General features: G+C 60.8%; 9 protein-coding genes. 2 read left to right on the top strand and 7 right to left on the bottom strand.

Translation table 11 applies throughout. The features are described 5' to 3' along the window. Nucleotides 1–534 precede the first annotated feature (534 nt). Nucleotides 535–1,080, bottom strand: a complete 546-nt coding sequence (locus HK439_RS24715; protein ID WP_190294167.1) for a hypothetical protein — start codon at nt 1,078–1,080, stop codon at nt 535–537. On the opposite strand from HK439_RS24715, the gene HK439_RS24710 reads away from it, so the two are divergent. Next, the gene (locus HK439_RS24710) at nt 1,072–1,416 is read left to right on the top strand and encodes a hypothetical protein (protein ID WP_190294166.1); all 345 of its coding nucleotides are present in this window, start codon (nt 1,072–1,074) and stop codon (nt 1,414–1,416) included. The two genes, HK439_RS24715 and HK439_RS24710, sit on opposite strands and share 9 nt — an antisense overlap. 122 nt (nt 1,417–1,538) lie before the next feature. Further along, on the top strand, nt 1,539–2,198 hold the full coding sequence (locus tag HK439_RS24705) for a carbonic anhydrase (RefSeq protein ID WP_190294165.1): 660 nt from the start codon (nt 1,539–1,541) through the stop codon (nt 2,196–2,198). Nucleotides 2,199–2,227: 29 nt separating this feature from the next. On the opposite strand, the gene pqqE is transcribed toward HK439_RS24705, so the two are convergent. From pqqE to HK439_RS24675, 6 genes are all read right to left on the bottom strand, one after another. After that, nucleotides 2,228–3,316: a pyrroloquinoline quinone biosynthesis protein PqqE gene (gene pqqE, locus HK439_RS24700; protein ID WP_190294164.1), complete on the bottom strand. Its 1,089-nt coding sequence runs from the start codon at nt 3,314–3,316 to the stop codon at nt 2,228–2,230. Next, entirely contained in the window at nt 3,313–3,621 is a 309-nt protein-coding gene (gene pqqD / locus HK439_RS24695; RefSeq protein ID WP_190294163.1) for a pyrroloquinoline quinone biosynthesis peptide chaperone PqqD, read from the bottom strand. Before pqqD ends, pqqE begins: the two co-directional genes overlap by 4 nt. Before the next feature lie 5 nt (nt 3,622–3,626). After that, nucleotides 3,627–4,466, bottom strand: a complete 840-nt coding sequence (gene pqqC, locus HK439_RS24690) for a pyrroloquinoline-quinone synthase PqqC (protein WP_328804240.1) — start codon at nt 4,464–4,466, stop codon at nt 3,627–3,629. Continuing rightward, entirely contained in the window at nt 4,463–5,401 is a 939-nt protein-coding gene (pqqB, locus tag HK439_RS24685) for a pyrroloquinoline quinone biosynthesis protein PqqB (RefSeq protein ID WP_190294162.1), read from the bottom strand. The genes pqqC and pqqB overlap by 4 nt, the downstream gene beginning before the upstream one ends. 30 nt (nt 5,402–5,431) lie before the next feature. Beyond that, a complete protein-coding gene (locus tag HK439_RS24680) occupies nt 5,432–5,533 on the bottom strand; it encodes a pyrroloquinoline quinone precursor peptide PqqA (protein WP_190294161.1) in 102 nt (33 codons plus the stop codon). A gap of 263 nt (nt 5,534–5,796) precedes the next feature. Next, the gene (locus HK439_RS24675; protein ID WP_190294160.1) at nt 5,797–6,831 is read right to left on the bottom strand and encodes an aspartate-semialdehyde dehydrogenase; all 1,035 of its coding nucleotides are present in this window, start codon (nt 6,829–6,831) and stop codon (nt 5,797–5,799) included. Nucleotides 6,832–6,895: the final 64 nt, after the last annotated feature.

The raw sequence follows: 6,895 nt of genomic DNA, 5'->3' as shown, positions 1-6,895 counted from the left end.
AAGGACGGTTCTTGGCCATGGGGATTACGGTCCCGGCCATCCGATCCCCGGAGGTCGGCCAACCTCCGGGGATCAGCCAAATCTTCATCGATTTGACCCAAACACAACATGCAAGGGGGAGATGTCATCGAAGGTGACAGAGGGGGGTGACGATCTGAGTGTCACACTCCGGCGTTGCGGAATGTTTTGAGGCCCAACACCCCCCCTCTGTCCGCTAACGCGGACATCTCCCCCTCAAGGGGGGAGACGGGCGCAAGTGGTAACTCTGATAATGATTCACACAACAGAGTTGATGGCCAAATCGGATTTTCGATTGGCCGCTCTCACCGCTACGGCAAACGGTCAGTCCCGAAGTGTTTTAAGAAATGCTTCGACATCGTATCCCAAGTTCTGCACGTCCACAGCATCCTCCTCGCCCAAATCCGCTGCCCGATCTATCCATCGCTTAATGTCATCCGGGTTTCCCCTTTCATGCGCGACCATTGCGAGGTTCCATGCGGCATTGGCACTGTCGAACTCATTGGCGCGCAAAAGTCATTGGACAGCTTCCTCGGCGGTCGGCGTTTCCCAGGAAAGTTCCAACGCATAAAGTTCGATTGCCGACTTATCACCGGCTTCGGCCAGGTGTGCCAATTCCTTCAAACCCGCCTCGCGGTCACTTTCGATCAATTTGATTATACGGTCGAGACGGTTGTCATATTCTGCAACAAAGGACATATCTGTATCGAATTCGCCGGGATTCATGCGTGAAAGCAAACATTTGATGGAGGCTAAATTATCCGCGGCATCGGCAGCATGCCAACGCCAAATTTGATATCCGCTCCGATACCCGGACCCACGGTGCCGTTGAAACATTGCGAGCCGGTCCGACCAGATTTTCAGAAGATTGTTCTTGTCTACGGGCAAATACACTTGTGCCGGTCTGGTATCGGCTCTTAACCTGTCGTAAAGAATTGTTAACTCTTTCTTGCCAAGCTTTTCCTCGTAACTGCCAGAAGGCGGTATTCTTGAGGAAAAGGCCAGGAGGCCGATATGCCATCGACAGTTGAAAGGCCGCCTGCGGCCAATGTCGTGGCGCATGCGACGGAGTACGCTTCCGACCGGGATTCGAAAGGTCAGGGCGACAACCGTAGAAACAGTAACGAGTCCGACGCACAGCGCCATCACGACGAGACCGGATCTCTCGCAGAGACGCCTGCGGTTCTGGTCGACGCCCATCATCGCGAGGATCATTTGCTCGACGGGGTTGCCGCCTACAGGGCGGCGGCACAGCATGCGCTCGACCCGAAGGCGAAGCCGCTTGCATCGACGTCGATCACCGGCATCTATGACCGATGTGCCGCGGAGACGGTCCGGCATGCCTATGAGGACCATGGCGGCGAGATCGAGCAGCATTCGGTGAACGTCGCCACCTGAAGGCCTGAAACTTCCGTTTTCCGATAACGTGGAAAGGGTGCCCCTCGTCCGATTACGGGGCTGCGTATCCGCGCCGGATTCCCTATAAAGATCCGTCAGGAACAATCTGTATGCGAGGGATCATGACTGCTGCGTTTCCTGTTGGGCTGGTCGAGGGCTATGGCCAGTATCTGCAGAAGGGGTTTGCCGGTCACAGGGAAACCCGTGAGCATCTGGCGGTTTACGGCCAGCAACCGGATGTGATGGTGATTTCCTGCTGCGACAGCCGCGTGACGCCGGAGGGGATTTTTTCTGCGGGGCCCGGCGAGCTTTTTGTTCTGAGAAACGTCGCCAATCTGGTGCCGCCCTATGAGGCGACAGAGGGGCAGCATGGCACGAGTGCCGCGATCGAATATGCGGTGCGTGCCCTGAAGGTGAAGCATATCGTGGTGATGGGGCACGCCAAATGCGGCGGGGTCCAGGCGTTCCGGGAAAACGCCAATGTGCCGTCGCTTCGCGGCGATTTCATCGGCCGCTGGATCAAGCTTCTGGAGCCGGCGGCCATCGCCATGGCCTGCATGCCGGTCGACAAGATGGACGATCCGCAGCTTGCGATGGAATTTGCCGGCGTGCGCCAGTCGCTGAAGAACCTGAGGACGTTTCCCTTCGTCGAAGAGGCGATGCACAACAACGTGCTTCAGATCCACGGCGCATGGTTCGATATCGGTTCCGCCGAACTTCGGGTGATGAATCCGGAAACGGAGAAATTCGAAGCCGCCGCTCCGGTCGAAGCCGCGGAATAGTCCGGTTCCTCCTGAACGATCCTGTCGGCTTATGCGTCGATCTTTTCGCGGCCGATCACCCTTTTCCGGATCGGCTGTTCCGGCGGCAGCCGGCGCAGGTCGCCGTGAAAGGGCGACTTGGTGCAGGTCGGGTCGGTTGCGGCGGCATCGCCGGTCAGGGCGAAGGCCTGGCATCGGCAACCGCCGAAATCAATGTCCCGGCGTTCGCATGACCGGCAGGGCTCGGGCATCCAGTCGAACCCGCGATACCGGTTGAAGGCTTCCGATTTTTCCCAGATGTCCTTGAGCGGTTTCTCGGTGACGCTGTCGAAGGTCAGCGAGGGGATCGACTGGGCGGCGTGACAAGGCAGAACCTTGCCGTCGGGCGTGACCACGAAGGCATCCGCTCCCCAGCCGCCCATGCAGGGTTTGGGGTAATCCGCATAATAGTCCGGCGTTACGAAATCGATATTGAGGATGCCGGTGAGGTCTTCCCGGGTTTTTTCGACGAAGTCGATCTGGCGCATGACGGCGTCGTAGCCGGGCATGAGCGCCGACCGGTTGAGATAGGCCCAGCCGTAATATTGCACATTGGCGATCTCCAGCCGCTGTGCGCCGAGTTCCAGGGCGAGATCGACGAATTCGGGAACCTCGTCGATGTTGAGCTTGTGGATCGGCGCGTTCACGGTGAGCGGCAGGCCTGCGTCTCTCGCCCACCCGGCCGCCTGGCGTTTCTTCTCGTGGGCATTCCTGTAATAGCCGATGCGTTCGGTCGTTTCCGGCCGGGCGCCCTGAAAGCTGATCTGGACATGGTCGAGGCCGGCCTCCGCCAGACGGCCGATCCGCTCCCGGCTCAAGGTCACGGCGGCGGTGATCAGATTGGTGTAGACGCCGCGCGCGGCCAGGCCGGCGACGAGGTCTTCCAGGTCCCGGCGCAGGGTCGGCTCGCCCCCGGACAGATGCACCTGGAGAATGCCGAGGTCGGCGGCCTGTTCGAAGGTGTCGAGCCAGATCTCCGTTGCAAGCTCCCGGTCGGCTTTCAGGAGTTCGACCGGGTTGGAGCAATATCCGCATTGCAGCGGGCAGCGGTGGGTCAGTTCGGCCAGCATCCCGAGTGCCGGCCCCACGGTTTGCGTCATGCCTTCCTCCCGCCGCATCGGATGACAAGTCGGTCGGACCATTCCTGCAGGAAATCCCGAACATCCGGGCCGATTTCCTCTACCGGTGCTTCAAATTCCTCTGCCAGGTCCAGAATGATTTCCGACACGGTTGCCTCGCCGGTACAGCGGTTCAGGATCGCGACGCTGATGTCATCCGGCCAATAGACCTTTTCCGGGGCGAGCAGGGCCCAGCGGCCGCGCAGCTCGTCGAATTGCAGCCGCACATATGCGGGAAATCCCGGCTGGCTGAGATTGGTCACGACATGGCGGGTACGGGCCGGCATTTCGTTTAAACCAGAGCAGGCGGACAGAAGGCGCCGGGCGGGATGTTGCCCGGGGTCACATAGGCATGGTGCAGCGCGTCCAGCATGGCCCAGAGGATGTCGCATTTGGCGAAGAGAGCATCGATCGCGTCGGCCTGCTTGTCTGGCGTGTCCGCCCATTCGAAGACCAGCGACAGCGCATGTTCCGCATCACGCGGCGCCTGGTGCAGCCGCGGTTTGAAATAGGCCAGCGTGTCTTCGGTGATGTAATCGTAGCGGGCCAGCATGGCCGGCACCCGTTCGCCGATGGCAACCGGCGAAAAGAGTTCGGTCAGCGACGAGGCGACGGCGACCAGAAGGGAAGAGGACGACACCAGATCGAGATAGGCGCCGACCGCGTACCGGGTTGCCGGCAGGGCATAGCGGCGCTCCTGGACCATGTCGACATCGAGATCGAGGTCTTCGGCGAGTTTCAGCCAGCGCTTGATGCCGCCGTCCAGTTCTCCGCCGTCTTCACCGTCATGATCGACAATCCGCTTGCGCCATTCCCGGCGGAACACCGGATCTTCGGAACGGGACAGGATGATCGCATCCTTCTTCGGGATCGCCGCCTGATAGCAGTAACGGTTCAGCGCCCAGGCCTGCAGCTGGGCCCTGGTCAGTTCGCCCGCGTTCATCAGCTTATGAAAGGGATGATGGATGTGGTAGCGCGCGAAGCCGGCGGTGCGCAGGGCATCCTCGAATTCGGGGCGTGGAAGAAGCCGTCCGGCCTGGCGGATCCTGTCGGCGGCAGTCGGCTCGACGCCGCTTTGAACAACGTGGTGATGGGGCCGAATGGCTGCACGTGTTGCTGCTGTCGGGTTCACAGGATGACCTCCATGCCGTCATAGCCGACTTCCCAACCGGCGGACCTAACGGCCATTGCCGCTTCGGATCCCGGATCGAGGATCGGGTTCGTATTGTTGATGTGAACGAAGATCCGCCGGCCCAGATCCAGGTCTTTCAGGGCCTCTATCGATCCGGCCGGACCACCGATCTCCAGATGTCCCATTCGCCCGCCGGTCTTGGTGCCGACGCCGGTGTCCGCCATTTCGGTGTCGTGGAAGACGGTTCCGTCGAACATCAGGCAATCGCCGCCGTCGATCCGCTGTCGCAGGGCATCGTCCACGGCCGCGCAGCCCGGGATGTAGAAAAGCTGGCCGGAGGTTCCGTTTTTCGCGGGTTCCCGCAGCATGATGCCGATGGTATCGCCCGGGGCCGTGCCGAAATTCGCTTCGCCATCCTGTTCCAGAAACAGGGCAACCTTGCCGGAGACCGGGAACGTTTCCACCGTCAACCCGAGCGGTCCGTCGCGGCCTTCCAGTTCGGTCGTTCCGGACAGGGGCAGTTCCCTCCGTTCGACGACGTCCGGATTGAGCACCTGAAAAATGCTGTTTTCGGCGAGCGTCTTCAGGACGCGCGCGGTCGCATAGAGCATGAACCCTTCGCGCTCGCGCAGCGACAACAGGCCCGCGATATGGTCCACATCCGCATTGGTGAGCACGACCGCCTTGATCGGGGTATGACGCAAGGGGCCGTCTGCACGCGGCTGCAGGTCGGGCGCTGCCGCGATCTGCTCCCGGATATCCGGCGAGGCGTTGAAGACGACCCATCCGGCACCGTCCGCACTGGCGGCAATACTGGATTGGGTCCGTGCGAGAAAGCCCGGCTTGCCCGCGCGTACGGCACGGCTGAGCGGCGCGTTGCAATTCCATTGCGGAAACCCGCCGCCCGCCGCGGATCCGAGGATCCTGATCTTCATCGGATTCTATTCCGACCGCATAACCGATAGTTACTTCTTGCGGCCGCAAGATCCGATTTCAGCCGGTACGTAGCGGGAAACTTCGAAACCGGCTTCAACGGCTGCCATGGCTGGCTTGGTCCAGGTTTTCATGTCACTTCCTCCTCAGGTTGTAAGGCAAGCCACCCTAACATCGGCCACGATCAGGAGCAGGAGCCACCTTGGTCGGTGCTTTGCCGAATCTTCCCAAATCGGCTTTCCCGGAGAAATCAAAGCGATTTTAACGGGTTGTTTGAGAGCCCGGTCTCTCTTGGTTTCGGCCTTGAAGTCTGCGGTGTAGCCTGCCCCGGCCGTTCGGACATAAAAAAGCCCGGCAGCAGGGCCGAGCTTTTTATCGGCATTACAACCGCTTTGGATCAGGCGGCGGCCTTCTTCGGCTGGATCAGGCCGCGGTTCACCAGAACCTCGGCGATCTGCACCGTGTTGAGGGCAGCCCCTTTTCGCAGGTTGTCGGAAACCACCCAGATGTTCAGGCCGTTTTCGACCGTCGCGTCCTCGCGGATGCGGGAGATGTAAGTGGCGTCTTCGCCGGCGCATTCATACGGCGTGATGTATCCGCCGTCTTCCTGCTTGTCGATGACCAGGCAACCCGGCGCCTCGCGCAGGATGTTACGGGCCTCTTCGGCGGTGATCTCGTTTTCGAACTCGATGTTGACCGATTCCGAATGACCGATGAAGACCGGCACGCGGACGGCGGTGCAGGTGACCTTGATCGCCGGGTCGAGCATCTTCTTGGTTTCGGCCAGCACCTTCCATTCTTCCTTGGTGTAGCCGTCTTCCATGAAGACATCGATGTGCGGGATGACGTTGAAGGCGATCCGCTTGGTGAACTTTTCCGGTTCGATCGGGTCGTTCACGAAGACGGCGCGGGTCTGGTTGAACAGCTCTTCCATGGCGTCCTTGCCGCCGCCGGACACCGACTGGTAGGTGGAGACGACAACGCGCTTGATCTTCGCCGCGTCATGCAGCGGCTTCAGCGCGACGACCAGTTGCGCGGTCGAGCAGTTCGGATTGGCGATGATGTTCTTCTTGGAAAAGCCGGTGATCGCATCGGCGTTTACTTCCGGAACGATCAGCGGCACGTCCGCGTCGTAGCGCCATGCAGACGAGTTGTCGATCACGACACAGCCCTTGGCGCCGATCTTCGGGGCCCATTCCTTGGCGACGGAGCCGCCGGCGGACATCAGGCAGATGTCGGTGTCGGAGAAGTCGTAGTTCTCCAGCGCCTGGACCTTCAGCGTCCGGTCGCCGAAGGAGACCTCGGTGCCCTGGGAGCGGCGGGAGGCGAGAGCGACGACTTCATCGGCCGGAAAGCCGCGCTCGGCCAGAATGTCGAGCATTTCCCGGCCGACATTGCCCGTGGCGCCAGCGATTGCAATCTTGTAACCCATGTTGAATTCCTCATCCGTCTCCCCGCTTTCGCCGGTTCGCCGATCCTCCGGCCAGCCGGCTTTT

It is taken from the genome of Roseibium aggregatum (assembly GCF_014692675.1).
Lineage (GTDB): Bacteria > Pseudomonadota > Alphaproteobacteria > Rhizobiales > Stappiaceae > Roseibium > Roseibium aggregatum_C.
The sequence above is the reverse complement of the archived record's forward strand: the minus strand, read 5'-3'. Positions and strand labels throughout refer to the sequence as shown.